We start from the raw sequence: 26,121 nt of genomic DNA, 5'->3' as shown, positions 1-26,121 counted from the left end.
AAATCAGAGTGAAATCAATGACTACCACCAAAGTGGGATAACAAAATTCTGAGTAAGAATTTGAAATTAAAGAAAAATATTAAATCCCGACGCGCATTGAAGGCTGATTTCTTTACAGGTGAGTATTAAGGGGTATGCCTCTGCCAGGCGCAACGCATGATCATGCCGCTTCTCTGCTCCCACTGTTCAAACACATAAGTATGTTGTAACTAATTGAGGGCAAAAAAAAGCGCGGTCTAACGCCGCGCAAAGGATAATCAACTGCGAGGTTTGTTATTTTTTAGAATGGCGTCCGTATACCACCCAGGTGATGACCACACAGGCGATATAGAAGATGAGGAACACTTTCATCGCGCCGACGGGTGTGCCGGTTAACGCCAGTGAAGTGCCAAATGCTTTCGGGATAAAGAAGCCGCCAATGGCGCCAATCGCCGAGATAAAGCCCAGTGCAGCCGCAGTATCGGTCGCCGCTTCGCGCATCGCTTTTTCTTCAGAACCGCCTTCCGCTTTAACCCTGTCCATCGTCAGTTTACGGAAAATAACGGAGATCATCTGGAAGGTGGAGCCGCTCCCTAATCCTGCCGTCATAAACAGTACGAGGAACACCACAAAGAAGGCAATAAAGCTACCGCCCGCGCCGTTTGTCGGTAAAGTCAGGAACAGCAGGCCGCTGAAAATCGCCATCAGCACAAAGTTCACCAGCGTGACACGGGTACCGCCTAAACGGTCAGAGATCGCCCCGCCCGCTGAACGGGCCAGCGCGCCAATAAACGGGCCAAAGAACGCGTAATGCAGAATCTGCACATCCGGGAATTGCGTTTTCGACAGCATGGCAAACCCGGCAGAGAAGCCGATAAATGAACCGAAGGTCGCCAGATACAGCAGGCTCATAATCCACAAATGACCCCGTTTGAGTACCGGCAACTGCGCTCTGAGAGAGGCTTTCGAGGTCGCCAGTTCATTCATGCCAAACCAGGCGGCAAGGGTGAAAATAGCGAGAAACGGCACCCATATCCACGCCGCATTCGCCAGATACAGCTGAGAGCCGTCCGGCTGTTCCACGCCGTGGCTGCCAAACACGGCAAAAATCGACAGGGAAACCACCAGCGGCGCAACCAGTTGCATCACACTGACGCCCATATTCCCCAACCCGCCGTTCAAACCCAGCGCGCCGCCCTGCTTTTGCTTCGGAAAAAAGAAGCTGATGTTGGCCATACTGGAGGCGAAGTTTGCCCCGGCAAAACCACACAGCAGCGAAATCACAATGAACGTACTGAACGGCGTGGAGGTATCCTGTACCGCAAAACCTAACCATACACAGGGGATGATCAAGATCCCGGTGCTGAACGCCGTCCAACGGCGACCGCCAAATAGCGGAACCATAAAGGAGTAAGGTACGCGCAGTAACGCACCCGAAACGGAGGGTAATGCCGTTAACATAAAGAGCTGATCGGTGGTGAAGTTAAAGCCCACCTTCGGCAAATTTACCGCAACAGCACTGAACAACATCCATACACAAAACGCCAACAGCAGGCAGGGAACGGAAATCCACAGGTTACGACTGGCGATCCCCTGACCACGGCTTTCCCAGAATGCCGGATCTTCCGGTCGCCATTCGGTAATGACTGCGCCTGATGCCCTTTCCGGGGCGGATGAGTGACTCATAGACACCTCTGATACTCGATTCGATGTCTGTCACATTAGGGTTTACAGCCGGGGGTAAGTTGATATAAATCAAAGGAAAATGCGTCATAATTGCTGCCCAAAAATCATCATCACCCTAAGTGAGTAGGCTTTTTTGACAAAAAAGATGTGGTTTTTCACGGCTCTGTCGCCTCCTTCCCCTCACCCGCAAATCCCTCTTACTTCCACGGCAATTAAGAGGTAACTCGTTATGGGTATGGGTATACTCCAGGGGATAACCGAGAATAACGCCACTGCCGCTGTATCCCGGCAATATCATCATTTATTAAGGCTTTCCACAGACAGGCCGCGAAAGTCTGAAGGACGCAGTCACCATGTTGAAACGTTGTCTCTCCCCGCTCACGCTGGTTAACCAGGTAGCGCTCATCGTCATGCTTTCCACCGCCATTGGCCTCGCCGGTATGGCGGTCTCCGGCTGGCTGGTTCAGGGGGTTCAGGGCAGTGCTCACGCCATCAACAAAGCCGGTTCACTACGCATGCAGAGTTATCGCCTGCTGGCGGCGGTGCCACTGGATGCCCGCGATCAAAAATGGCTCGACGAGATGGACAAAACGGCGTTCAGCCCGGAGTTAACCCGCGCGGCAGAACGCGACGGACAGCAGGAACAACTTAAATCGCTACAGAATTACTGGCACAACGAGCTGTCTCCCGGATTACAAAAAGCGCAGAGCGCACATGCCGTCGCAGAGGATGTCAGCCGCTTCGTCAACGGGCTGGATCAGCTCGTAACGGCCTTCGACCATACCACTGAAATGCGGATTGAGCGCGTGGTGATGGTACACCGGGTGATGGCGGTGTTGATGGCGCTGCTGCTGGTGTTCACAATTCTCTGGCTGCGCGCCCGTCTGCTCCAGCCGTGGAAGCAGTTACTGTCGATGGCTCGCGCCGTCAGCCAGCGCGATTTTACGCAGCGCGCCCACATTAGCGGTCGCAATGAGATGGCCGCACTGGGAAGCGCGCTCAACAATATGTCGGAAGAGCTGGCCGAAAGTTATGCCGTGCTGGAGCAGAGAGTCCAGGAGAAAACAGCCGGTCTGGAGCATAAAAACCAGATCCTCTCTTTTCTTTGGCAGGCTAACCGCCGTCTGCATTCGCAGGCGCCACTGTGTGAACGTCTGTCGCCTGTCCTCAATGGCTTGCAGAATTTAACGTTGCTGCACGATATTGAGCTTCGCGTCTATGACCTTGAAGATGAAGACAATCATCAGGAGTTCACCTGTCAGTCTGACATCAGTTGTGACGATAAAGGCTGTCATCTCTGCCCTCGCGGTACCCTTCCGGGCATCGAAGGCGGAACGCCCCTGAAATGGCGGCTGACCGACGCCCATACTCAATATGGTATTTTGCTGGCAACATTGCCGCAGGGCCGCCATCTGAGTCACGATCAGCAACAGCTGGTCGACACGCTGGTTGAGCAACTCACCGCCACGCTGGCGCTGGACAGACACCAGGAGCGCCAGCAGCAACTGATTGTCATGGAGGAGCGCGCCACCATTGCCCGCGAATTGCATGATTCGATTGCGCAATCGCTCTCCTGCATGAAAATGCAGGTCAGTTGTCTGCAAATGCAAGGGGACGCATTGCCTGAGAGCAGCCGCGAGCTGCTGAGTCAGATCCGCAATGAATTGAATGCCTCGTGGGCACAGTTACGTGAGCTGTTGACCACTTTTCGTTTACAACTGACGGAGCCCGGACTTCGGCCAGCGCTGGAATCCAGTTGCCAGGAATACAGCGCCCGGTTTGGCTTTACGGTTAAGCTGGATTACCAGTTGCCGCCCCGGCTGGTACCTTCGCATCAGGCCATTCATCTGTTGCAAATTGCCCGCGAAGCGCTCAGTAACGCCCTCAAACATTCCCATGCGGATGAGGTAGTGGTGACCGTGGAGCAAAACGGCAATCAGGTTAAACTGACCGTCCGGGATAACGGCTGCGGCGTACCGGAAAATGCAGAACGCAGTAATCACTATGGCATGATTATTATGCGCGATCGTGCCCAAAGTTTACGCGGCGATTGTCGTGTACGACGCCGTGAAACTGGCGGTACAGAAGTTTCCGTTATCTTTATTCCCGAAACACACTTCAAAGACGTTCAAGGAGATACCCATGAATAATCAGGAACCCGCGACCATTCTACTGATTGACGATCATCCGATGCTGCGTACCGGTGTAAAGCAGCTTGTCAGTATGGCGCCCGATATTAGCGTGGTCGGCGAAGCCAGCAACGGCGAACAGGGTATCGAACTGGCTGAATCCCTCGACCCCGATCTGATCCTGCTTGACCTGAATATGCCGGGGATGAACGGGCTGGAGACGCTCGACAAACTGCGTGAAAAAGCGCTTTCCGGACGGATCGTGGTGTTTAGTGTTTCCAACCATGAAGAAGATGTCGTGACCGCGCTCAAACGCGGCGCAGACGGTTATCTGCTAAAAGACATGGAGCCGGAAGATCTGTTAAAAGCCCTACAACAAGCGGCCGCTGGCGAAATGGTGCTAAGCGAGGCACTCACCCCCGTGCTGGCGGCGAGTCTGCGCGCCAATCGCGCGACGTCCGATCGTGACGTAACCCAACTGACGCCACGGGAACGCGATATTCTGAAACTGATCGCACAAGGTTTGCCAAATAAGATGATTGCCCGTCGTCTCGACATTACCGAAAGCACGGTAAAAGTGCATGTGAAGCATATGTTGAAGAAGATGAAACTGAAATCCCGCGTGGAAGCCGCCGTATGGGTGCATCAGGAGCGTATTTTCTGATTACTCCTCCGGGAGCAGTTGCCAGCGAGGGTCATTATCCGGCATTGCCATAAACGGCTCGGTCAGTGATAGCGTGATCTCATTGGAAGAGACGCGCTGGCCCTGTTCGTCCTCAATGACCACCGACAACCGCCAACGGTTGGTCGCCCCATCACGACTGTCCCAGGCAGGCATAATGATGGTCCAGCCCTCTGTGCTGTCGGCACTGTCGCCCGCCGTCAGACTCAGCGCATGGGTGTCTCCCTGCCACGTTACATTCCGAATCCCGTGCAGGCTGCGCACCTGCAGTTTGAGCGGCACCGTTTCGCCCGACTGAAGATCCCAGGGCGGCGTCGCCAGAAACACGGTCAACGTTTTGCGCTGCCGGTATTCCATGGTCGGCAGGTTGTTACGCTGCGGCGTATCATAACGGCTTCCGCGCAGAGATTTACTTTCTGCCACTTCGCTGGCCGCCAGTTGTTTTTTAAGTGGTACACCAAAGCGATAGTTGAGGTTCAGCCCAAGATTATTTTGACTCACCCCGCTTTCACCCTGTTTATGCTGGGCGGTCACGGTCACCAACGGCACCGGCGTGTAATTTAATCCCAGTTTTACCGCCACCGGATTATGGTAGCCAGTACCGGAATCGAAGAGATCCACGCTGTCGCCAAAGTACTGCTCAACGCTCACGCTGGTGTTGAGATACTGATAAAACGGCATCCGCATTTGCGCCGTAATGTCGTATCCCGGCGCCATACGTAGTTCGACTGTCGGTGTATGCTTACGCCAGGATGCAAAGGGTTGGTAGTAGTTGGCAGAAAGCCGCAAATTTTCGCCCCACGCTTCAGCTCCGACACCGGCACGCTGCAAATTCTCATCCAGCAAATTGTCGTAAAACGTGTTGTACCCCAGTAGCCAGCCATCGTGTGCCCAGCGCTGGCCGATACCGACATTGCTGACCAGTCCATCATCCTGCTGGGTGAATCCCAGTTGACTCCAGGTGAGATAGCGCGTGTTATCCTGCCAGGGGATAAACCAGCTGCCGCGGCTGCCGTTGAATTTCCCCTCGTTGTCTATTTGCATATCCACACTGGCATTGCCCCACGGCGAAAGCCAGGTTTCCAGTTGATGATTCACCTCTTCGCTGACCACATCGCGTACTTGTCCGAGCGCGAACTGGCGCGCCTGCTCGCCCGTGTCCAGACCGTTATCCGTCATGCTGGCTTCGCCAAATGCTTTGACCATCTCAGCGAAGTGCTTTTCGCCGTCACCGGACTCGGGCGCTATGCCTAAATCAGGCAGGCCATCATGATTGTTGTCAAAGGGGTTTTCCGCCTGCTGGAGATACGAAGAGTGGGCACTGGCGGTACCGCCTGCCAACAGCAAGAGTAACGGGAGGGGGAGTAGGCGATAAACAGTCCGGCTCAAATCGTCAGCGGCTTCTTACATCAGTGAATTCAGGCGTCACAATGTTAAAAGATACCTGCTCAACGGCTATTTTGCAGCTTTTTCTCACGCTTTCAGGAATATCCTTACGCTTTGCCGGGTACGCAATCCCCCCAGACATTCATTGGTAATGCGCCGCTTGCGCGGTAACATAACAGGAGGAAAATAAGGTCATCCCGGAGAACTGGAGTCAACATGCAAAAGATAGTGATCGTCGCCAACGGCGCGGCTTACGGCAGTGAGTCGTTATTTAACAGTTTGCGTCTGGCCATCGCACTACGCGAACAGGCAGGCGACCTGGATCTGCGTCTGTTTCTGATGTCCGATGCAGTGACAGCGGGCCTGCGCGGGCAAAAGCCTGCCGAAGGCTACAATATTCAGCAAATGCTGGAGATCCTGACAGCCCAGAATGTACCGGTGAAATTATGTAAGACCTGCACCGACGGTCGTGGGATCACCGCCCTGCCACTCATTGATGGCGTGGAAGTCGGTACGCTTATCGAACTGGCGCAGTGGACGCTGGCCGCAGATAAGGTGCTCACCTTCTGAGGTTCGTCGCTGGAATGACCCGTTTATTTCAGCGTTCGTTTTATTGCCCGAACTTGCCTGCCAGAGGTCGTCGACAGGCAAGCTCGCTGAAAATGTAAGACATTTTCGAATTTAATCTTATACAGCCATATATTCACCAAAAGTTATCACCCCCCTGAAACATTTCTAAGAGATTTTGTCAGCTTTGTTGAATCGTCATGCCATTTTTTGATCAAAATCAGCATCCGCAACCCTCCCCTTTGGTGTTATGCAATGAGTGAAATGTGAACAACATCACGCAGTTCTTCCGCAAGGAAGTCAGTTGATTTCAGGACGGGGTGAAAAATGGCATTAGTAAAAACAAGTTTGAAATTGTTTGGCGGGGATACCGTGGTTGTGCGCTGTTCCGGGCGCTGCCACATCCATTTAATGAGTGACAACACACACGTCAAAGACACGCAGACCGATATTTTAAGCGTGCAGGATAGTGACAACGCCTGGCTGACCGTACCGTACACCGGTGTATGGAATGTACTGATCGACGGGCACAGCCAATCGCTGGAACACTCGATCAGTTATATCGCAGCCTGATAATCTGGCCCCTGGTTTCAGGGGCCAGATTTAGGCAAAACCGGGTCTGAAAACGCCTTCTGATGGCGTCTCTCCCAGCAATTCTTTGACATTCGCCACCAGCTCGTTCAGACAATCATCCTGCATACCCAACTTAACAAGCGCCTGCTCAAGAGAGAACAGGTACTGCGCATTGCTGCCTAAGGGGCCGCTGGCACGGGCAATCAATGGCGCAATGATTTGCGCCCGGGTATCGGATTCAAACAACGGATGACGGGGGTCCATAATAAAGACCAGCGCGTTCACCGTCCGACCATCATCAAGCGCTAACTGACACCACGTCGGCAGATAGCATCCGGTGATCATCTCCCGCTTCCACAACAGCGTGAGCTCCTGTTCAAGCGTGGCGTCAGGCAACCGGTAGGCAACGCCTGTGGTGCGGCCACCTTCTTTCAGCGCCAGCATACGGCCAGGCCGACACGCCGTACCTCGCCCTGCCGTCAGACGAAGACAAAATGCGCGATGCCAGCCGACTAAGGTGCCGGTACAGGACTCATCGAACTCTAATGCCGGATTCCACATCAACGATCCATAACCAAAGATCCACACCGGTCCGTCATCGGGTCTACAGGCAAGCGTGGCCGCCAGTGAGGCTGCCCGTTGTTCTGCTGACCAGAGTAGTGATTCTTCAATAACACCAAATGCCGTCTTACAGTCGGCATTTAATAAAAAATCACGCGTTAACACCTTACACCTCCGCCACTGCATACTTCCCTGCGACACTTTTTTGACGCCTTCCGGGCATTTTTGCTGTTCATTATGAAACCAATAACAGGACAATATGCAATTCACAGGCCGCATGCAAGACAGTTGCCCTGCTGCGGCGCACCAATTGCTCATCCTGCATATCACAGGATTCACTAACTCTCTGGAAACGATACGCTTCGGTTTTTATCCTCAACGGGTATCGTTTCATTTTTCATACTCTTTTCTTCCCTCCCCCTTCGTCTGTATACACCTTTTTTCCGGGAGTGAAGAGAGGAAAAGCGCATCGCGCTTATTACGCTGCTACACTTATTTTCTGTTTTAACTAAAAACTAATCTGCTGTTATTTAAATACTCTATAAACAAGATAGATGCTTTTATTCACTTTGCCCGGAATATACGGCCATGCGGTAAAAATTCGTAAAACCACTCAGGTCAGGCTGCGTTTTCTGTTACTTTTACATCCTTTGTTACATTTATAATTAAAAGCACCTGCACAGATGGAGAATCATAATGACGCATGCGCATGAGGCGGTGAAAACCCGCCACAAGGAGACCTCACTTATTTTCCCGGTCGTTGCCCTGGTGGTACTGTTCCTGTGGGGAGGCAGTCAGTCACTACCAGCGGTCGTCGGAATTAATATTCTTGCCCTTATTGGTATTTTAAGCAGCGCGTTCAGCGTTGTCCGTCACGCGGATGTATTAGCCCATCGACTCGGCGAACCCTATGGCTCGCTAATTTTAAGTCTTTCAGTGGTCATTCTCGAAGTCAGTTTAATTTCTGCCCTGATGGCAACCGGCGATGCTGCGCCAACACTGATGCGCGACACACTCTATTCGATCATTATGATCGTGACGGGTGGTCTGGTCGGTTTTTCTTTACTGTTAGGTGGTCGTAAATTCGCGACGCAATATGTGAATTTGTTTGGCATTAAGCAATATCTTATTGCGCTGTTTCCGCTGGCTATTATCGTGCTGGTCTTTCCAATGGCGCTACCGGGTGCGAATTTCTCCACCGGTCAGGCACTGTTGGTTGCTGCTATTTCCGCAGCGATGTATGGCGTATTTTTACTGATTCAAACCAGAACGCACCAAAGTCTTTTCGTCTACGAACATGAAGATGAGAGCGACGACGATGACCCGCATCACGGCAAACCCTCAGCACACAGCAATATGTGGCACGCCATTTGGTTGATCGTGCATCTGATTGCCGTCATTGCCGTAACGAAAATGAACGCCAACTCGCTGGAAATGTTATTGACCGAAATGAATGCGCCTGTGGCATTTACCGGTTTCCTGGTGGCGTTGCTTATTCTTTCCCCTGAGGGATTGGGAGCATTAAAAGCGGTATTGAGTAACCAGGTACAGCGCGCCATGAACCTGTTCTTTGGTTCCGTGCTGGCGACCATTTCCCTGACCGTGCCGGTCGTCACGCTGATTGCATGGGCAACCGGCAACGATCTGGTCTTTGGGTTAGGCGCACCAGAAATGATCGTGATGGTGACGTCGTTAGTCCTCTGCCACATTTCATTTTCAACGGGGCGCACCAATGTTCTGAACGGCGCTGCGCATCTGGCACTGTTTGTCGCCTATTTGATGACGATATTTGCCTGACCCATCAAATGTAAAAAAACCCGCAGCGCGGGTTTTTTTATGTCGTGACATCGGGCGGTAAAACGCCTGCCGACGTACAAACGAGACAACTTAGTTCTCAGTGTCGAGCTCGTCGAAGCTTTTCACCAGATCGTCAATCGCTTTAATCTGAGTCAGGAATTGCTCCAGTTTAGCCAGCGGCAGCGCGGACGGACCGTCACATTTTGCGTTGGCTGGATCCGGATGAGCTTCAATAAACAGACCCGCCAGACCAACAGCCATGCCTGCGCGCGCCAGCTCAGTGACCTGGCCACGACGACCGCCAGAGGCTGCGCCAAACGGATCGCGGCACTGCAGTGCATGGGTGACGTCAAAAATAACCGGAGAATTACCGGAGACTTTCTTCATCACACTAAAGCCCAGCATATCGACAACCAGGTTGTCGTAACCAAAGTTAGCGCCACGATCGCACAGAATAACCTTGTCGTTGCCGCCTTCGTGGAATTTGTCCACGATGTTACCCATCTGACCCGGGCTCACGAACTGTGGTTTTTTCACGTTTATAACGGCACCGGTTTTCGCCATCGCTTCTACCAGGTCGGTTTGACGCGCGAGGAACGCTGGCAGCTGAATCACGTCAACAACATCCGCAACGGGCTGCGCCTGGCTGGCTTCGTGAACGTCGGTGATCACTTTCACGCCAAACGTCTGCTTCAGTTCCTGGAAGATTTTCATCCCTTCTTCCAGGCCCGGACCACGGTAAGAGTGAATCGAGGAACGGTTGGCTTTATCAAAAGAGGCCTTGAACACGTAAGGAATACCCAGTTTCTGAGTAACAGTCACATAGTGCTCACAAATGCGCATCGCAAGATCGCGGGATTCCAGCACGTTCATACCGCCAAACAGCACGAACGGCAGGTCATTTGCCACGTTGATGTCGCCAATGCTAACCACTTTTTGTTTCATAGGATCGCCTTAGTGATGAGTAAGAATGTCGATAAATTAATGCAGTACAATTTGCTTGTGCGAAATAGTATTAATCTGCGCACGAATCATTTCGCTGATCGGATCTTCCGGACACTGTTCAACGAAATAGCTTAAATCGGTCAGCGCAACATGTTCGCACTCCAGCTGCGCGTAAATCAATCCACGGTCACGTATCTCATACGGATCTTCTGGATTAAATTGCAGCAATGCTTCACTGGCACGTAATGCCAGCTCCATCTGCCGCTCTTCCATCAATGATGACTTTAGGGTGTCCAGCAATTTACGGATCACTTCCGCGTTATCGGCTTCATCCAGATCCTCATTGAACAGTTCCGCCACCGGGCTGATATTTCCTTTCAGCCAGACTTCCAGCGTATGTTCATCAAGCGTTTCACCGTTAAACGGGTTAATCAGCCACATTTCCCCTTCCAGCGATTCAATTCGCAGAATCAGCTGCGTCGGAAAAATAACCGGAACCAGCGGGAGATTAAGGCGGTTAGCCACCCACAGTAAGATAGCGCCCAGCGAGACTGCGCTGCCCTGGCGGTTTTTCAAAACCTGATCGAGCCATAAAGCATCAGAGAGACGGTAGACGCCCTGGGTATCCGTAAATCCCCATTCGCCATAAAACAGTGCCAGCAGTTTTTCCAGTTGCTCATCCTGAGACAGGAGCTGGCTAATTTCTTCGTGCGCCAGACTGACCAGTCGTTCCAGCTCGTCGTAGACAGATTGCGTCGGAAAATCCTGACGGATCGACTCCGATGCCAGAATCATCCCATCGCACAACGGTGCTTTATTAAATTCGAAATCAGCTAACGACCTCATGACTTACCCCAGTAACGGTATTTTTGTGGTGGCGAGTTTAATGATGATGTACAGCACCACCAGCGCCAGCGGGAAAGCGATAACTCGTGCCTGCTGACTGCGCGCCTGACGGTAATCAAGCGCAATAAAACCCAAAACGATGTAAATGATAACTCCAAACAACTTCTCAGTCAGCCATGTACCTTGTTCGGTGAATGGCAGGATGTGCGTTTTAAGGATTAACCCCACGCCGCTTAGCAGCAATATGGTATCAATAACCGGCGGCACAATCCGCGTCCAGCGGGCCGTTGCCAGCGGATTCCCGCTATAACGCCACCAGAAACGCAGCGTCAACAGACTGACTGAAAGCGCAATGCTGATGAGATGAACACCCATAAGCACGTTAAACGTCGTCATAACGCGATACGCCCAAGCGTGATACGCTCGTTATCGCCATAATCACGACAGGTTTCAATCTGCATGTACCCCGCCTGACTGAACGCGTCTCTGACCAACGCCCCCTGCTGCCAGCCGTGCTCCAGCAGCAAAAAGCCGCCGGGCGTCAGCGCATGACGCGCCTGCGCAATAATGTGCGCAATATCCGCCATTCCCTGATCGTCGGCAACCAGCGCCGACAACGGTTCGAATCGCACATCGCCCTGAGAAAGGTGCGGGTCCTGCGCATCAATATATGGCGGATTACTGACAATCATCTCAAACGACTGTCCCTGCAATGCGCTGAACCAGTCGCTCTGCAGGATTCGTATATTGGGGATCGCCAGATGCGCTTTATTACGCAATGCCAGCGCTACCGCGTCGGCCATGCGATCGACCGCAACGACCTCGCAGTCCGGGCGCTCGACAGCCAGCGCCAGCGCAATAGCGCCAGTACCGGTTCCTAAATCAAGGATGCGACATGCGGTGGCAGGCAAGCGCGCCAGCGCCTGCTCGACCAGACACTCGGTATCCGGACGCGGGATCAGCGTCGCGGGAGAGACAAACAGCGGCAGCGACCAGAATTCACGCACCCCGATCAAATGGGCAATGGGTTCTCCCCGCTGGCGGCGGGCTAGCAGTACGGACAGTTGCTCGTACTGCGCATCGGTTAACGCCGTCTCACCAAACGCCAGGATAAAGGTCCGCGTTTTGCCGGTCACATGCTCCAGAAGGATCTCGGCATCGCGACGCGGGCTTTCGCTTTGCGCTAATTGGCTTATCGCGTCACGCAGCCAGTGCTGGTAATCCATTATTCCTGCTCAGACAGCGCTGCCAGTTGGTCGGCCTGATATTCCTGGACAATCGGCTCAATGAGCATATCCAGTTTCCCTTCCATCGCCTCATCAAGACGATAAAGCGTCAGGTTGATGCGGTGATCGGTCACGCGCCCCTGCGGGAAGTTATAGGTGCGGTTACGATCGCTGCGATCGCCGCTGCCTAACAGGTTACGACGCTCAGACGCTTCCGCCTGCTGACGCCTTGCCACTTCGGCTGCACGAATACGTGACCCCAACACCGACATCGCTTTAGCTTTGTTCTTATGCTGTGAACGTTCGTCCTGACACTCGACGACAATACCCGTCGGCAAGTGGGTAATACGGATTGCAGAATCGGTGGTGTTAACGTGCTGACCACCCGCCCCTGATGAACGGAAGGTATCGATACGCAGATCGGCTGGATTGATGTCTGGCAGTTCCGCTTCGGGTAATTCCGGCATTACCGCCACGGTACAGGCGGAAGTGTGGATACGCCCCTGTGACTCCGTCGCCGGTACACGCTGCACACGATGGCCGCCGGATTCGAATTTCAGTCTACCGTAAACGCCGTCGCCGCTCACTTTGGCAATAATCTCTTTATAACCGCCGTGCTCGCCTTCGTTAGCGCTCATGATCTCCACCCGCCAGCGGCGCGATTCGGCATAGCGGCTGTACATACGGAACAGATCACCGGCAAACAACGCCGCTTCATCACCACCGGTTCCGGCACGCACTTCAAGGAAGGCGTTACGTTCGTCGTCCGGATCTTGTGGCAATAACAGCACTTGCAGCTGTTGCTCCAGTTGTTCACATTTTTCTTTTGCTTCGCGCAGTTCATCTTGCGCCATTTCACGCATTTCAGGATCGTCGAGCATCATCTGTGCTGTTTCAATATCGTCCTGAACCTGTTGCCAGTCCGTAAAACAGCGAGAAACATCACTTAATTGCGCATACTCACGCGACAATGCGCGAAAGCGTTCCTGGTCTGCAATGGTCCCCGCATCACCCAACAGCGCCTGAACTTCTTCATGGCGTTCATGCAGGGCTTCCAGTTTGGCAACGATAGAAGGCTTCATAGGCGTAAATGCACCCTGTAAAAATGAGATTGGTGTGCTGCTACTCCAGCCCGAGGCTGTCGCGCAGAATATTCAGGCGTTCATCATCCCCGTCACGGGCGGCCTGCTGAAGAGATTTGGTTGGCGCATGAATCAGGCGATTGGTCAGTTTCCACGCCAGATCCTGCATAATAGCCTGCGGGTCTCCGCCCTGTTCAAGGGAGGCTAACGCTTTTGCGGTTAATTCATCACGAACATGTTCTGACTGGCTGCGATATTCGCGGATAGTCTCGCTGGCGCTTTGCGCACGCAGCCAGGCCATAAACTCGCTGGTTTCCTGCTCAACAATGGTTTCCGCTTCCACGGCCGCCGCTTTACGTTGCGCCAGGTTGTGCGAAATAATGCTTTGCAGGTCATCAACGCTATACAGATAGGCGTTGGATAATTTGCCGACTTCCGGTTCAACATCGCGCGGAACGGCAATATCGACCAGCAGCATTGGCTGATTACGGCGGTTTTTCAACGCCCGTTCGACCATCCCTTTACCGATTATCGGTAACGGACTGGCCGTCGAACTGATAATAATATCCGCATCCTGCAAACGTTCGTCGATCTCGCTGAGCGAGATAACATCAGCGCCAACTTCATCGGCCAATACCTGCGCACGTTCGCGGGTACGGTTGGCGATGATCATTTTCTTCACTTTGTGTTCGCGCAGATGGCGGGCAACCAGTTCGATGGTCTCTCCCGCCCCGACCAGCAATACGGTCACGGTAGACAGCGATTCAAAGATTTGCCGCGCCAGCGTACAGGCGGCAAATGCCACTGAGACAGCGCTGGCGCCGATTTCCGTTTCCGTACGCACGCGTTTGGCCACAGAAAACGACTTCTGGAACATACGCTCCAGATCGCTGGCATTCAGGTGACCCCGGCTGGAATCAGCAAACGCTTTTTTCACCTGCCCGAGGATTTGCGGCTCGCCCAGCACCAGTGAATCCAAACCGCTGGCAACGCGCATCAGATGGCTGACGGCGTCGTTATCCTGATGCCAGTAGAGGCTATTGCGCAGATCTTCTTCGTTCAGGTTATGGTAATTGCATAACCAACGAATCAGCGCTTCTTGCAGGTTTTCTTGTTCTTCAACGCTAAGGTACAACTCGGTACGGTTGCACGTAGACAACACCACCCCGCCTCGCACCATGGGCAGCGCCTGCAGGCTTTCCAGCGCCTGGTCGAGCGTATCCGGCGAAAACGTGACGCGTTCTCGCAGCGATACCGGTGCTGTTTTGTGGTTAATACCAAGCGCTAAAAGGGTCATGTGTGCGGGAATAGTACCAGCGTTGATAAGGTTAGACTGGGTGCATCATACAGGATGCGCGAGGTCAATAAAAGAGAGTGCCCCCTTTTGGAGTAATAGCTTACCGCACAAATTAAGATATCTTGACCATAGACGATACCCTGCGGCGGCGCTAGCATTAAGGGTTATAACTGCAACCGATGGCAAGATGTTGCCGGATGGCAGCGAATTCGCCTGCTCCGGCCTACGGGTTGAGTTTGTAGGCCTGATACAAGCGTAGCGCCATCAGGCAATTTTTGCACCGTACAACAAGGATTTGTCATCACTATGACCCTGCCTGATTTTCGTCTGATCCGCCTGCTGCCGCTGGCGAGCCTGGTCCTCACCGCCTGTACCCTCAACGCACCAAAAGGCCCCGGTCAAAGCCCGGATTCCCCGCAATGGCGTTCGCATCAGCAGGAGGTGCGTAACTTGCATCAATATCAGACGCGCGGCGCATTTGCCTATATTTCCGACCAGCAGAAAGTATATGCCCGCTTCTTCTGGCAACAAACGGGACAGGACCGCTATCGCCTGCTGTTAACGAATCCGCTGGGCAGCACTGAGCTGGAACTGAATGCACAACCCGGCAATGTGGAACTTGTCGACAACAAAGGTAAGCACTATACCGCCGACGATGCAGAAGAAATGATTGGCAAGCTGACCGGGATGCCTATCCCGCTCAATAGCCTGCGTCAGTGGATCCTGGGTCTACCCGGCGATGCCACCGACTACACCCTCGACGACCAGTACCGTCTGAGCGAACTGAAATACCGCCAGGACGGGAAAAACTGGAAGGTTGTCTACGGCGGCTATGACAGCAAAACGCAGCCTGCGATGCCCGCGAATATGGAACTGTCTGACGGAAGTCAGCGCATTAAGCTGAAAATGGATAACTGGATTGTGAAATGATGACCCACTGGCCATCCCCGGCAAAACTGAATCTCTTTTTATATATCACCGGACAGCGTGCGGACGGTTATCACACGCTGCAAACGCTATTCCAGTTTCTGGACTATGGCGACACCATCAGCATTGAAACACGCAACGATGGCGAGCTTCATCTGCTAACGCCTGTCGACGGCGTTGAGAACGACGATAACCTGATCGTTCGCGCCGCGCGTTTGCTAATGCAAACCGCCTCTGCGCGTGGGCGACTGCCTGCAGGGAGCGGTGCGGATATTCGCATTGAGAAACGTTTGCCGATGGGCGGCGGTCTGGGGGGCGGCTCTTCCAATGCCGCCACCGTACTGGTGGCGCTGAATCATCTGTGGCAGTGCGCGCTCTCTGTCGATGAGCTGGCCGGGATGGGCTTAACACTGGGCGCGGACGTGCCGGTCTTTGTTCGCGGGCATGCGGCGTTTGCCGAAGGTGTGGGCGAAATCCTGACCCCCGTCACGCCACCCGAGAAATGGTATCTGGTGGTGCATCCTGGTGTGAGCATCCCTACTCCCATTATTTTCAAAGATCCGCAACTTCCACGTAACACGCCAAAAAGGTCAATAGAAACGTTATTAAAATGTGAATTCAGCAACGATTGCGAGGTTATCGCAAGAAAACGTTTTCGCGAGGTTGATGCGGCGCTTTCCTGGCTGTTAGAATACGCGCCGTCGCGCCTGACTGGTACAGGGGCCTGTGTCTTTGCTGAATTCGATACAGAGTCCCATGCACGCCAGGTGCTTGAGCAAGCCCCGGAATGGTTTAACGGCTTTGTGGCGAAAGGTGTCAACCTCTCCCCATTGCATAAAACGTTACTCTAAATTGTCCGCGTTTCAGGAAGTTGGCGAGTTTACCCATCGCCAGGCGCATTCAGCAGTATGCGCCCGGTACGAGTACACGACGCCAGCGGTCACGAAATGTGAATGATGACGAGTAAGCCGGGCAAGCTGAGTTTCGGTGACAACGTCACCTTGTTCCAGACGTTGCATCGCGCTCTTTAATACACCGCCTGGATAGGATATTGCCTGGCCCGCACAGTTTTTGGCAGATTCTATCCACCAATGGACGCATGCCTGAGGTTCTTCTCGTGCCTGATATGAAGCTTTTTGCTGGTAACGCCACCCCGGAACTAGCACAACGTATTGCCAACCGCCTGTACACTTCTCTCGGCGACGCCGCTGTAGGTCGCTTTAGCGACGGCGAAGTCAGCGTACAAATTAATGAAAATGTACGCGGTGGTGATATTTTCATCATCCAGTCCACTTGTGCCCCAACGAACGACAACCTGATGGAATTGGTCGTTATGGTCGATGCGCTGCGCCGTGCTTCCGCAGGCCGTATCACCGCCGTTATCCCTTACTTTGGCTATGCGCGTCAGGATCGTCGTGTACGTTCCGCTCGTGTGCCGATTACGGCAAAAGTCGTCGCGGACTTCCTGTCCAGCGTTGGCGTTGACCGTGTACTGACCGTTGACCTGCATGCTGAACAGATCCAGGGCTTCTTCGATGTACCGGTTGATAACGTATTCGGTAGCCCAATTCTGTTAGAAGACATGCTGCAGCTGAACCTGGACAACCCGATTGTGGTTTCTCCGGATATCGGTGGCGTCGTGCGTGCCCGCGCTATCGCTAAGCTGCTGAATGATACCGATATGGCTATCATCGACAAACGCCGTCCGCGTGCAAACGTTTCTCAGGTGATGCACATCATCGGTGACGTCGCAGGTCGTGACTGCGTGCTGGTTGATGATATGATCGATACCGGTGGTACGCTGTGCAAAGCTGCAGAAGCGCTGAAAGAACGTGGTGCTAAGCGTGTATTCGCCTACGCAACTCACCCGATCTTCTCCGGTAATGCGGCAAATAACCTGCGTAATTCTGTGATTGATGAAGTCGTTGTTTGTGACACCATTCCACTGAGCGATGAAATCAAATCACTGCCAAACGTGCGTACGTTGACCCTGTCGGGTATGCTGGCCGAAGCGATTCGTCGTATCAGCAACGAAGAATCAATCTCTGCTATGTTCGAACATTAATCGAACCCGGCTCAAAAACCCGCTGCGGCGGGTTTTTTTGTCTGTAGACCTTATTGACTGATGCCTCCTTCACCTGCCATTTAGTTGACAGATGATGCGCTCACGGATGAAACATTATTGTGAACAGATTATTTTCCTCACATGTGATGCCTTTCCGCGCCCTCGTCGACGCTTGTTGGAAAGAAAAATACACCGCTTCTCGATTTACTCGTGATGTGATCGCCGGGATAACCGTTGGGATCATTGCCATTCCATTGGCCATGGCCCTGGCCATCGGCAGTGGCGTCGCGCCGCAGTATGGTCTTTACACCTCCGCCGTGGCCGGGATTGTCATTGCCCTCACTGGCGGTTCGCGCTTTAGTGTCTCCGGCCCCACCGCGGCGTTTGTGGTGATCCTCTACCCGGTATCGCAGCAGTTTGGCCTGGCCGGTCTGCTGGTCGCGACCCTGATGTCCGGTATTTTTCTGATCCTTTTTGGCCTGGCTCGTTTTGGCCGTCTGATCGAATACATTCCGGTCTCAGTGACCCTGGGTTTTACGTCCGGTATTGGTATCACCATTGGTACCATGCAAATTAAAGATTTTCTTGGTCTGCAACTGGCCCATGTTCCGGAGCACTATTTGCAGAAAGTCGGTGCCTTGTTTATGGCGCTGCCGACCATCAATCTGGGCGATGCCGCTATTGGCGTCGTTACGCTAGGGACCCTGATTTTGTGGCCCCGTTTGGGGATCCGTCTGCCAGGACACCTTCCGGCGCTGTTGGCAGGCTGCGCGGTGATGGGGATCGTCAATCTGACCGGAGGACACGTCGCCACCATTGGTTCCCAGTTCCACTATATTCTCGCCGATGGTTCACAGGGCAACGGCATTCCGCAGCTGCTGCCGCAGTTAGTGCTGCCGTGGGATCTGCCTGATTCCGATTTCACACTAAGCTGGGCCTCTCTGCGTGCCCTGCTTCCAGCCGCCTTCTCAATGGCGATGCTTGGGGCGATTGAGTCCCTGCTGTGCGCCGTGGTGCTTGACGGTATGACCGGCACCAAGCACAAGGCCAATAGCGAACTGATCGGTCAGGGACTGGGTAACATCGTTGCGCCGTTCTTTGGCGGCATTACGGCGACGGCGGCGATTGCCCGCTCTGCGGCTAACGTCCGCGCTGGCGCGACCTCACCTGTCTCGGCCGTGATCCACGCCATTCTGGTCATCCTTGCCCTTCTGGTACTGGCGCCGCTGCTTTCCTGGCTACCGCTTTCCGCGATGGCGGCCTTGCTGCTGATGGTGGCCTGGAATATGAGCGAAGCCCACAAAGTCGTAGACTTGCTGCGCCATGCGCCGAAGGACGACATCATCGTCATGCTGATGTGTATGTCACTGACGGTACTGTTTGATATGGTGATTGCCATTAGCGTGGGGATTGTTCTTGCTTCCCTGCTCTTCATGCGTCGCATTGCCCGTATGACGCGTCTGGCGGCAGTGAACGTCGACGTTCCGGATGATGTGCTGGTACTGCGCGTGATTGGGCCACTGTTCTTTGCGGCGGCGGAAGGACTCTTTACCGATCTGGAATCACGTATTGTAGGAAAACGTATCGTTGTTCTGAAGTGGGATGCGGTACCGGTGCTGGATGCAGGGGGCCTGGACGCCTTCCAGCGCTTTGTAAAACGTTTACCAGAGGGCTGCGAACTGCGGATCAGTAATCTGGAGTTCCAGCCATTACGCACCATGGCGCGCGCAGGTATCAAACCGATTCCTGGTCGTCTGGCGTTCTTCCCCAATCGAGAAGCCGCACTGGCTGATTTGTAATCACTATTAATTACCGGTCTGCGCCTTTGCGGACCGGTAATTGAAAAGTAACAGACAACGTAAACTTAGCTGTGACGGCGATTATCGCTACGGCGACAACGTTTATCGTAATGGCGCACCCACCAGTATCTGTCACTCACCTGTTCATGCCCGCCAACACGCGCCCCTGCCAGCCAGAGGATCGCGCCGACAAAGATACTGAGCACAGCGCCGTGTGCGAAAAACTGCGGCAGGTTAAACTGCGGAAGCTGATTTAAAATGGAATAACCAACACCAACAACCATTACCACTAAACCCAACCCCATGAGCACATTGCCGAGTAGCGAAGCGTTTTTGCGTTTCATGTGTCACCTCCGGAACTTTTGGGTTGCTGCAGGGAATATCCCTAATCCTTATGTGTAAAGTATAGACAACAGTTATGTTTGCATGTGCGGGAGCGATCACAATTACAAACACCTGAGCAACAAAACTTTACAAATAACCCTCTGAACATCTTGACATTCCAATAGTCCACAAAAGAAATTATTCAGTTCCGTCCTCAACTCACGCTGTTTTTTGTCAAGCGACGCCGCAGACAGTACACTACGCGCCAGTGATAGACATACTCAGGACAAATAGCGTGACGATTAAATTGATTGTCGGCCTGGCAAACCCCGGCGCTGAATACGCAGCAACGCGACATAATGCAGGCGCATGGTTCGTTGATTTACTGGCAGAGCGATTGCGTGCCCCTTTGCGCGAAGAGCCGAAATTCTTTGGTTATAGCTCCAGAGTGACGCTGGAGGGCGAAGATGTTCGTCTCTTAGTACCCACCACATTTATGAATCTGAGTGGTAAAGCGGTTGGCGCAATGGCCAGTTTTTACCGTATTAATCCCGATGAAATTCTGGTCGCTCACGACGAACTGGATCTCCCTCCTGGAGTGGCGAAGTTTAAGCTGGGTGGCGGACATGGGGGCCATAACGGGTTAAAAGATATCATTAGCAAGTTGGGCAATAACCCTAACTTTCATCGCTTACGTGTCGGAATCGGGCATCCCGGCGATAAAAACAAAGTTGTCGGCTTCGTGTTAGGCAAACCGCCTGTTTCCGAACAGAAGTTAATTGATGAAGCCATTGACGAAGCGGCACGTTGTACAGAGATTTGGTTCAAAGACGGCCTGACCAAAGCAACGAGCCGGCTGCATACCTTTAAAGCGCAATAAGCAGGGATATGCGGCATTTTTGCCTTACGCTGTGTATAATAGGCAAAGTTATTTACTTTTCTACAATCTGTTTTATACAACAGGTTGATTATCAAGATATTAAGGTGATTTAAATCATGGGATTCAAATGCGGTATCGTCGGTTTGCCCAACGTCGGGAAATCTACCCTGTTCAATGCGCTGACCAAAGCCGGTATTGAAGCGGCAAACTTCCCGTTCTGCACTATCGAACCGAACACTGGCGTCGTACCAATGCCCGATCCTCGTCTGGAGCAACTGGCAGAAATCGTCAAGCCGCAGCGCATTCTTCCCACCACGATGGAATTCGTTGACATCGCCGGTCTGGTGAAAGGCGCGTCCAAAGGTGAAGGTCTGGGCAACCAGTTCCTGACCAACATTCGTGAAACCGAAGCCATCGGTCACGTTGTTCGCTGCTTTGAAAACGACAACATCATCCACGTGAATAACAAAGTCGATCCTGCTGATGATATTGACGTAATCAATACCGAACTGGCGCTGTCAGATCTCGACACCTGCGAACGCGCCCTGCACCGCGTGCAGAAGAAAGCCAAAGGCGGCGATAAAGACGCCAAAGCCGAACAGGCCGCGCTGGAAAAATGTCTGCCGCAGTTGGAAAACGCAGGCATGCTGCGTGCGCTTAAAAATCTGACCGACGAAGACAAAGCGGCAATCAAATACCTTAGCTTTCTGACCCTGAAGCCAACCATGTATATCGCCAACGTGAACGAAGACGGTTTTGAAAATAACCCGTACCTCGATAAAGTGCGCGAAATCGCGGCAGCAGAAGGCTCTGTCGTGGTTGCCGTGTGTGCCGCCGTTGAATCTGATATCGCTGAACTCGACGATGCCGATCGCGAAGAATTTATGGCAGAACTGGGGATCGAAGAGCCGGGGCTTAACCGCGTGATTCGTGCCGGTTATGAACTGCTGAACCTGCAGACGTACTTCACCGCAGGTGTGAAAGAAGTCCGCGCATGGACCATCCCGGTCGGGGCTACTGCACCGCAGGCAGCAGGCAAAATCCATACCGACTTCGAAAAAGGCTTTATCCGCGCCCAGACCATCGCATTCGAAGATTTCATCACTTACAAAGGTGAACAAGGTGCGAAAGAAGCCGGTAAGATGCGCGCCGAAGGCAAGGACTATATCGTTAAAGATGGCGACGTGATGAACTTCCTGTTCAACGTCTAAATAAAATTTGTTGTCTCATGAGGTTTCGCTGAATCTCATAAGAATCGCAAAAAACTATAAAATCCACGCAATTGCGTGGATTTTATATTTCAGAACGTCTCAAATTGAACTGAGATTGCACATACCCATTCATTCTTGTGAGTAGCAAATATGATATCCGCTATCAGCCATAAGAACGTTAGCAAATCCGCTTCGGCCCAGGTGCATGCCTGCAACGAGTAGTTTCTCTCTGACAACCTGTTCCAGTATTTTTTTTCGTGTTTCTTTAGCCTGAGTGGGATTGCAGTCAAATTCAATGGAAACGTTCGGATGTGCTGACTGAATATGTGGAAAATGGACGATGTCTCCCCATATCAATAAACCTTTATCTCCAGTTCTGATGCAAAACCCAGTATGTCCTGGTGTATGGCCCGGTAACCAAACAGGGAAAATATTCTTTGTTATTTCGCTCCCGTTAATAAATTTCAATTTGGCTGCATAACCTTCTAATATTCGACGGACCATCATAAAATTACGTTGTCCGCGCTCACTGGCCATTTTCATTTTTTCATCATCATGCCAGTATTCTGCTTCAAGAGGATGAAGATGAAGTTCAGCATGTTTATAGGCTGGTCGTCCTTCAGCGTCCAGCAGACCGCCGATATGATCAGGATGGCCGTGTGTCAATAAAACGGTGTCCACATCATCTGGGGAGACCCCTACTTCACTGAGTTTATTTTCGAGCTGCCCTCCCACGTTGTTCAGACCTCCGGTACCGGTATCAACGAGAATGGTTCGCCCCCTACCGCGGATTAGATAACAGTAGATATGAATATTTCCGGGTTCAACGATCCCGGCGCTGTGCTGAATTAACTCAGCATCAACGGTTCCAATGCCTGACAGTAGATCCAGTCTGGCTGGCATATTACCATCACTCAGGGCAGTGATCAGATAATCCCCAATCTGATAAGATGTGAAAGGCGGATAGTTCATAAATACCTCAGGGTTAGTGTCGAGCGAATATTTGCGTTTCGGTAGAGCCAAAACAGCGAATACGCGCCAGTAGCCCCGTGTTCTGTTGAATGGCCAAATCCAGTTCACACATAAATTTCTCCATTACTTCCGGCGTACGCCATTTTGTCAGACGATAAAAGAGCTCTGCGTAGACCGGATGTCCGCATCCTGTCCTTACGTCGACATATATGATGTGAACCTTTTCTGGTTCTGCACCGAGAATTTCGTTGCAGAGTTTTCTGCAACGATAAGTAAAGTATGGCTGATCAGTGAACCTGTCAGAATGATCTGCAGAAATATAAAAAGTAAGGTTAGGCATGATATTATGGTTTCCTTCTCTGATTAGCTTTCACAGAGTTCTGTAATTGCGATGTGAGAGGCTCGTAGAGATATGCGTCAAGTATTGCTCTTGCTACCTGCACACCATTTTCACGTTCAAGTATGTATGCCACTCGCCGTTCCGGGAATTTATCTAATCCTGAAGCCTGCATTTCCAATGCCCTGTAACCCAGCTCTGTCTCTATAAAACTAATCGGCTGAGAGCTGAACAGCAGTATTTCCTCTGAGGATACCGCCGGAGCCGGGTATTCGCATTCATACAGGTTACGGTGCCAATCAGTGATATTCGCCTGCCAGAGGGAGAAATTACCACCACCTTTAAGTCGGTATTCGTCACTGGTAATAACCTTTGCATCGTTAACTGTATGAATGGCGAGATAAACAGGACAGCCAGGTTTCAAGGCCCGGAAACGCTGGGACGTGCTGAATCCAGTAACGGAAACCAATGAGGGAAGTTTTTCCAGGCTGTAAAATTCATTCCAGGCTTCCTCACTTTCGGGATCGTTATAGGAGCATTCTACGGTATACAACATCGACTTACCTCTGCATGAATAAATATTGAGTCTGCTCAATGATTTTTCATCATGCTACATGCTGTATTTTCAGCTATAAAACGATATTACTTCATCAATCAGTGATATTAATTCACTGAAAGATCATCATAGCCACAAATCAAGGGACAGTTATTATGCGCAGAAAAATTCCGAGTAGTACTTCCCTGCAGGCTTTTGATGCCGCTGCGAGACACGGCAATTTTGCACGGGCAGCAGAAGAGTTATCGCTGACGGAGGGAGCGATTAGCCGACAGATCGCACGCCTTGAGTCTTTGCTGAACTGCAAACTTTTTGACCGAACGGGAAGCCGCGTCAAGCTTAATCCTGTTGGAGCTCGCTATGCACATCACATACGCGAAACGCTCGAACGGCTTGACAGGGATACTCAATACATAATGGGAATGCCTGAGGGCAGTAAAAATCTAGATATTGCCGTCCTGCCGACGTTTTCCAGTCGATGGCTTATTCCCCGTTTGAGCGGCTTTAAATCTATGTACCCGGGAATAACATTAAACATAGCGGCCAGAACAGACCCATTCATTCTCACCGGGAGTGGCTTTGACGCCGTAGTTCATTTTGAACATCCAGCGTGGGCGGGCATGCGCATGCGCTTTCTCTTTCAGGAAAAACTAGTACCAGTATGCCATCCTGCACTGCTTACAAATAAGAACGCCAGGGATCAGTTGAATGAACTGCCCCGCATTCACCGGCGGCAGAACCCAGAAGCATGGCATAACTATGCCCAGGAAAGTGAGATAGTCCTTGATAATCCGGCTCAGGGGGTCCGGTATGACCTTCATGAAATGGCAATAGCGGCCGCACTAGCGGGACAAGGCGTGGCATTGGTCCCTCGCATGTATGTTGACAAAGAGCTGAGTAGCGGAATTCTTGTCGCGCCCTGGCCAGAATCAGAACATCTGAGCAAAAAATTCTGCCTGGTAAAACCACGGGAAACGGGAATAAATGAACCTGCACTGCAGGATTTTGAACACTGGCTACTGACGGAAATCGGTTGACATTAATGTCAGCTCTTCGCTCAATGCCGACTATATGTTCTGATTAAAAGGGTTAAACCCATTTGCTGTATCTTACATATAGGTAAGCAACAATAATAATCCAAAGTACAACGAAAACCCCTGGGTAAAACGGAATGAAACGAACAATGAAATAAGCACCAATCACACTCACTATGACTGGCACGAGGTAAAAAAAAGACTGCAACAGCCATAGAATCAGTTTCTTCATTTCTTCAGTATCTCATACAAAGCATCGGCTATAATTTCAGGTCTGTTATCTCCTGACTCTATTTGATAAATAATTTTTGTCATGAACGGTTCAATTGTGAAGTAAAGCATTTCTAAATTTTCTTTATAAAGTAAATTATAATACTCGGAGTCCTGGAATTTTAATTTATTTGCTACTGAGGCAGCTAGTTGAGCATTACCATATATTGACGCGCCACTAATAAACCATGACGCAAATTTATTAACCATGTTGATATGAGTTTCTTTAAAGTCACCTGAGCTAATAATTAATTTTGCAATAGTTATTGCCAGCGACATATTGCTGACTTTGCCAGCCGCTTTGTTAGCTGCAAACCCTGGTTTTTCGTGTAGGAATGACACGAGATCATTCGCTTTGTTGTTATCGATTTTTTTAAGAGCTTTCCTAAAATAAATGGAAACCATATCGACAGTGACGTCCTGGCGATTAAAAATCTCACCTACAGCCAAAAGCAATCTCCCATCTTCACGCATCATGTCACGGCACGCGCTGCGATAGTATTCATCAGGGATAATGCAGGAACCATAGTTGATCAGGCGTTGTGTGCCCATTTTCGCGCTGTTGATTGTGGATATCAGATTTCCGTGGATGCCGCGTAGAGAGTTTGTGAGGTCTATTGCTAATTGTCTTTTGGACTGCATCTGTAATTGTAAATAGGTCTGTGACATTTTATTACTCTATGCTGTATCATTTTTGTCTCATAATTGATCAATACTGATGACAAGGGCAAGTATGATGGTGGGAAAAAAACGGAAGGTATTCATTTATGTCACAACTGTTATTATTTTTTTTCTAATAATTCCTGAATTCATTTTCCGTATACTTAGTCCCGAACATCTTTCCTGGCTGGGGTATGTAACAAGTTTTGGTGGCGTAATTAACCCTCTTCTTTCAGTGATGATTTTTATGGGTATCCTCTCCATCATTCTCGCTATTACAACGGTTTATTTTGTAGGGAAAATTTATCAAACTTTATCACAATATAAACG

Annotated in this window: 26 protein-coding genes; 13 read left to right on the top strand and 13 right to left on the bottom strand. The window is 51.5% G+C overall.

What is annotated here, in order from left to right; translation table 11 throughout:
• Positions 1 to 273 precede the first annotated feature (273 nt).
• The gene (locus NNO04_RS11250) at positions 274 to 1,665 is read right to left on the bottom strand and encodes a NarK family nitrate/nitrite MFS transporter (RefSeq protein ID WP_271444727.1); all 1,392 of its coding nucleotides are present in this window, start codon (positions 1,663 to 1,665) and stop codon (positions 274 to 276) included.
• A 353-nt stretch (positions 1,666 to 2,018) separates the two neighbouring features.
• Here NNO04_RS11250 and narX point away from each other — a divergent pair, with 353 nt between their 5' ends.
• Complete coding sequence (narX, locus tag NNO04_RS11245; RefSeq protein WP_271444726.1) at positions 2,019 to 3,815, top strand: nitrate/nitrite two-component system sensor histidine kinase NarX; 1,797 nt, start codon at positions 2,019 to 2,021, stop codon at positions 3,813 to 3,815.
• Positions 3,808 to 4,458 carry a two-component system response regulator NarL gene (gene narL, locus NNO04_RS11240; RefSeq protein WP_079804583.1) on the top strand — a complete coding sequence of 217 codons (651 nt, stop codon included), beginning with the start codon at positions 3,808 to 3,810 and terminating at the stop codon, positions 4,456 to 4,458. Before narX ends, narL begins: the two co-directional genes overlap by 8 nt.
• On the opposite strand, the gene NNO04_RS11235 is transcribed toward narL, so the two are convergent.
• On the bottom strand, positions 4,459 to 5,865 hold the full coding sequence (locus tag NNO04_RS11235) for a YchO/YchP family invasin (RefSeq protein WP_271444725.1): 1,407 nt from the start codon (positions 5,863 to 5,865) through the stop codon (positions 4,459 to 4,461).
• Positions 5,866 to 6,078: 213 nt separating this feature from the next.
• Between NNO04_RS11235 and NNO04_RS11230 the strand changes: the two genes are divergently transcribed.
• A complete protein-coding gene (locus tag NNO04_RS11230; protein ID WP_271444724.1) occupies positions 6,079 to 6,432 on the top strand; it encodes a DsrE/DsrF/TusD sulfur relay family protein in 354 nt (117 codons plus the stop codon).
• Between the two features lie 324 nt (positions 6,433 to 6,756).
• Positions 6,757 to 7,002, top strand: coding sequence for a DUF1883 domain-containing protein (locus tag NNO04_RS11225; RefSeq protein ID WP_271444723.1), 246 nt, complete (start codon positions 6,757 to 6,759; stop codon positions 7,000 to 7,002).
• A gap of 30 nt (positions 7,003 to 7,032) precedes the next feature.
• Here NNO04_RS11225 and NNO04_RS11220 read toward each other — a convergent pair whose 3' ends face one another.
• The gene (locus NNO04_RS11220) at positions 7,033 to 7,728 is read right to left on the bottom strand and encodes a gamma-glutamylcyclotransferase (RefSeq protein ID WP_271444722.1); all 696 of its coding nucleotides are present in this window, start codon (positions 7,726 to 7,728) and stop codon (positions 7,033 to 7,035) included.
• A gap of 531 nt (positions 7,729 to 8,259) precedes the next feature.
• Between NNO04_RS11220 and chaA the strand changes: the two genes are divergently transcribed.
• Positions 8,260 to 9,360, top strand: a complete 1,101-nt coding sequence (chaA, locus tag NNO04_RS11215) for a sodium-potassium/proton antiporter ChaA (RefSeq protein WP_271444721.1) — start codon at positions 8,260 to 8,262, stop codon at positions 9,358 to 9,360.
• 90 nt (positions 9,361 to 9,450) lie between these two features.
• Here chaA and kdsA read toward each other — a convergent pair whose 3' ends face one another.
• The 6 genes from kdsA to hemA are packed head-to-tail and all read right to left on the bottom strand — an operon-like array spanning position 9,451 to position 14,756.
• Positions 9,451 to 10,305: a 3-deoxy-8-phosphooctulonate synthase gene (gene kdsA, locus NNO04_RS11210; RefSeq protein ID WP_038641145.1), complete on the bottom strand. Its 855-nt coding sequence runs from the start codon at positions 10,303 to 10,305 to the stop codon at positions 9,451 to 9,453.
• Positions 10,306 to 10,341: 36 nt separating this feature from the next.
• Entirely contained in the window at positions 10,342 to 11,151 is an 810-nt protein-coding gene (gene sirB1 / locus NNO04_RS11205; protein ID WP_271444720.1) for an invasion regulator SirB1, read from the bottom strand.
• A gap of 3 nt (positions 11,152 to 11,154) precedes the next feature.
• Positions 11,155 to 11,547, bottom strand: coding sequence for an invasion regulator SirB2 (sirB2, locus tag NNO04_RS11200; RefSeq protein WP_271444719.1), 393 nt, complete (start codon positions 11,545 to 11,547; stop codon positions 11,155 to 11,157).
• Complete coding sequence (gene prmC / locus NNO04_RS11195; RefSeq protein WP_271444718.1) at positions 11,544 to 12,377, bottom strand: peptide chain release factor N(5)-glutamine methyltransferase; 834 nt, start codon at positions 12,375 to 12,377, stop codon at positions 11,544 to 11,546. Before prmC ends, sirB2 begins: the two co-directional genes overlap by 4 nt.
• Complete coding sequence (gene prfA, locus NNO04_RS11190) at positions 12,377 to 13,459, bottom strand: peptide chain release factor 1 (protein ID WP_271444717.1); 1,083 nt, start codon at positions 13,457 to 13,459, stop codon at positions 12,377 to 12,379. Before prfA ends, prmC begins: the two co-directional genes overlap by 1 nt.
• Positions 13,460 to 13,499: 40 nt before the next feature.
• A complete protein-coding gene (gene hemA / locus NNO04_RS11185; protein WP_271444716.1) occupies positions 13,500 to 14,756 on the bottom strand; it encodes a glutamyl-tRNA reductase in 1,257 nt (418 codons plus the stop codon).
• Between the two features lie 306 nt (positions 14,757 to 15,062).
• Between hemA and lolB the strand changes: the two genes are divergently transcribed.
• The 4 genes from lolB (at position 15,063) to dauA (ending at position 19,547) form a co-directional block, all read left to right on the top strand.
• Entirely contained in the window at positions 15,063 to 15,686 is a 624-nt protein-coding gene (lolB, locus tag NNO04_RS11180; RefSeq protein WP_271444715.1) for a lipoprotein insertase outer membrane protein LolB, read from the top strand.
• Positions 15,683 to 16,534, top strand: coding sequence for a 4-(cytidine 5'-diphospho)-2-C-methyl-D-erythritol kinase (gene ispE / locus NNO04_RS11175; protein WP_271444714.1), 852 nt, complete (start codon positions 15,683 to 15,685; stop codon positions 16,532 to 16,534). Before lolB ends, ispE begins: the two co-directional genes overlap by 4 nt.
• 266 nt (positions 16,535 to 16,800) lie before the next feature.
• A complete protein-coding gene (gene prs, locus NNO04_RS11170; RefSeq protein ID WP_001298109.1) occupies positions 16,801 to 17,748 on the top strand; it encodes a ribose-phosphate diphosphokinase in 948 nt (315 codons plus the stop codon).
• 119 nt (positions 17,749 to 17,867) lie between these two features.
• Positions 17,868 to 19,547, top strand: coding sequence for a C4-dicarboxylic acid transporter DauA (dauA, locus tag NNO04_RS11165; RefSeq protein WP_271444713.1), 1,680 nt, complete (start codon positions 17,868 to 17,870; stop codon positions 19,545 to 19,547).
• 65 nt (positions 19,548 to 19,612) lie between these two features.
• On the opposite strand, the gene ychH is transcribed toward dauA, so the two are convergent.
• Positions 19,613 to 19,891 (bottom strand): stress-induced protein YchH, encoded by a 279-nt coding sequence (ychH, locus tag NNO04_RS11160; protein WP_192612442.1) that lies wholly within the window; start codon positions 19,889 to 19,891, stop codon positions 19,613 to 19,615.
• Between the two features lie 275 nt (positions 19,892 to 20,166).
• On the opposite strand from ychH, the gene pth reads away from it, so the two are divergent.
• Both pth and ychF read left to right on the top strand, forming a co-directional pair.
• Positions 20,167 to 20,751 carry an aminoacyl-tRNA hydrolase gene (pth, locus tag NNO04_RS11155; RefSeq protein ID WP_162383652.1) on the top strand — a complete coding sequence of 195 codons (585 nt, stop codon included), beginning with the start codon at positions 20,167 to 20,169 and terminating at the stop codon, positions 20,749 to 20,751.
• A 116-nt stretch (positions 20,752 to 20,867) separates the two neighbouring features.
• Positions 20,868 to 21,962, top strand: a complete 1,095-nt coding sequence (gene ychF, locus NNO04_RS11150) for a redox-regulated ATPase YchF (RefSeq protein WP_271444712.1) — start codon at positions 20,868 to 20,870, stop codon at positions 21,960 to 21,962.
• A 129-nt stretch (positions 21,963 to 22,091) separates the two neighbouring features.
• Here ychF and NNO04_RS11145 read toward each other — a convergent pair whose 3' ends face one another.
• Positions 22,092 to 22,934, bottom strand: coding sequence for an MBL fold metallo-hydrolase (locus tag NNO04_RS11145; protein WP_271444761.1), 843 nt, complete (start codon positions 22,932 to 22,934; stop codon positions 22,092 to 22,094).
• Positions 22,935 to 23,278: 344 nt separating this feature from the next.
• A complete protein-coding gene (locus tag NNO04_RS11140; protein ID WP_271444711.1) occupies positions 23,279 to 23,827 on the bottom strand; it encodes a sugar ABC transporter in 549 nt (182 codons plus the stop codon).
• Between the two features lie 155 nt (positions 23,828 to 23,982).
• Here NNO04_RS11140 and NNO04_RS11135 point away from each other — a divergent pair, with 155 nt between their 5' ends.
• Positions 23,983 to 24,864, top strand: a complete 882-nt coding sequence (locus tag NNO04_RS11135) for a LysR substrate-binding domain-containing protein (RefSeq protein WP_271444710.1) — start codon at positions 23,983 to 23,985, stop codon at positions 24,862 to 24,864.
• Between the two features lie 225 nt (positions 24,865 to 25,089).
• Here NNO04_RS11135 and NNO04_RS11130 read toward each other — a convergent pair whose 3' ends face one another.
• Positions 25,090 to 25,800 carry a hypothetical protein gene (locus NNO04_RS11130; RefSeq protein ID WP_271444709.1) on the bottom strand — a complete coding sequence of 237 codons (711 nt, stop codon included), beginning with the start codon at positions 25,798 to 25,800 and terminating at the stop codon, positions 25,090 to 25,092.
• A gap of 64 nt (positions 25,801 to 25,864) precedes the next feature.
• On the opposite strand from NNO04_RS11130, the gene NNO04_RS11125 reads away from it, so the two are divergent.
• Positions 25,865 to 26,121 (top strand): hypothetical protein (locus NNO04_RS11125; RefSeq protein WP_271444708.1); only part of this gene is annotated, 257 nt, incomplete at its 3' end.

It is taken from the genome of Citrobacter sp. Awk 4, assembly GCF_028069725.1.
Taxonomy (GTDB): Bacteria; Pseudomonadota; Gammaproteobacteria; order Enterobacterales; family Enterobacteriaceae; genus Citrobacter_D.
Note: the sequence above shows the minus strand (reverse complement) of the source record. Positions and strands in the feature narration are given on the sequence as shown.

Bases quoted from the DNA above. Each gene is read 5' to 3' on its own strand.
- NNO04_RS11250 (WP_271444727.1), bottom strand. From the start codon at position 1,665: ATGAGTCACTCATCCGCCCCGGAAAGGGCATCAGGCGCAGTCATTACC.
- narX (WP_271444726.1), top strand. From the start codon at position 2,019: ATGTTGAAACGTTGTCTCTCCCCGCTCACGCTGGTTAACCAGGTAGCG.
- narL (WP_079804583.1), top strand. From the start codon at position 3,808: ATGAATAATCAGGAACCCGCGACCATTCTACTGATTGACGATCATCCG.
- NNO04_RS11230 (WP_271444724.1), top strand. From the start codon at position 6,079: ATGCAAAAGATAGTGATCGTCGCCAACGGCGCGGCTTACGGCAGTGAG.
- NNO04_RS11225 (WP_271444723.1), top strand. From the start codon at position 6,757: ATGGCATTAGTAAAAACAAGTTTGAAATTGTTTGGCGGGGATACCGTG.
- chaA (WP_271444721.1), top strand. From the start codon at position 8,260: ATGACGCATGCGCATGAGGCGGTGAAAACCCGCCACAAGGAGACCTCA.
- kdsA (WP_038641145.1), bottom strand. From the start codon at position 10,305: ATGAAACAAAAAGTGGTTAGCATTGGCGACATCAACGTGGCAAATGAC.
- sirB1 (WP_271444720.1), bottom strand. From the start codon at position 11,151: ATGAGGTCGTTAGCTGATTTCGAATTTAATAAAGCACCGTTGTGCGAT.
- sirB2 (WP_271444719.1), bottom strand. From the start codon at position 11,547: ATGACGACGTTTAACGTGCTTATGGGTGTTCATCTCATCAGCATTGCG.
- prmC (WP_271444718.1), bottom strand. From the start codon at position 12,377: ATGGATTACCAGCACTGGCTGCGTGACGCGATAAGCCAATTAGCGCAA.
- prfA (WP_271444717.1), bottom strand. From the start codon at position 13,459: ATGAAGCCTTCTATCGTTGCCAAACTGGAAGCCCTGCATGAACGCCAT.
- hemA (WP_271444716.1), bottom strand. From the start codon at position 14,756: ATGACCCTTTTAGCGCTTGGTATTAACCACAAAACAGCACCGGTATCG.
- lolB (WP_271444715.1), top strand. From the start codon at position 15,063: ATGACCCTGCCTGATTTTCGTCTGATCCGCCTGCTGCCGCTGGCGAGC.
- ispE (WP_271444714.1), top strand. From the start codon at position 15,683: ATGATGACCCACTGGCCATCCCCGGCAAAACTGAATCTCTTTTTATAT.
- ychH (WP_192612442.1), bottom strand. From the start codon at position 19,891: ATGAAACGCAAAAACGCTTCGCTACTCGGCAATGTGCTCATGGGGTTG.
- ychF (WP_271444712.1), top strand. From the start codon at position 20,868: ATGGGATTCAAATGCGGTATCGTCGGTTTGCCCAACGTCGGGAAATCT.
- NNO04_RS11145 (WP_271444761.1), bottom strand. From the start codon at position 22,934: ATGAACTATCCGCCTTTCACATCTTATCAGATTGGGGATTATCTGATC.
- NNO04_RS11140 (WP_271444711.1), bottom strand. From the start codon at position 23,827: ATGTTGTATACCGTAGAATGCTCCTATAACGATCCCGAAAGTGAGGAA.
- NNO04_RS11135 (WP_271444710.1), top strand. From the start codon at position 23,983: ATGCGCAGAAAAATTCCGAGTAGTACTTCCCTGCAGGCTTTTGATGCC.
- NNO04_RS11130 (WP_271444709.1), bottom strand. From the start codon at position 25,800: ATGTCACAGACCTATTTACAATTACAGATGCAGTCCAAAAGACAATTA.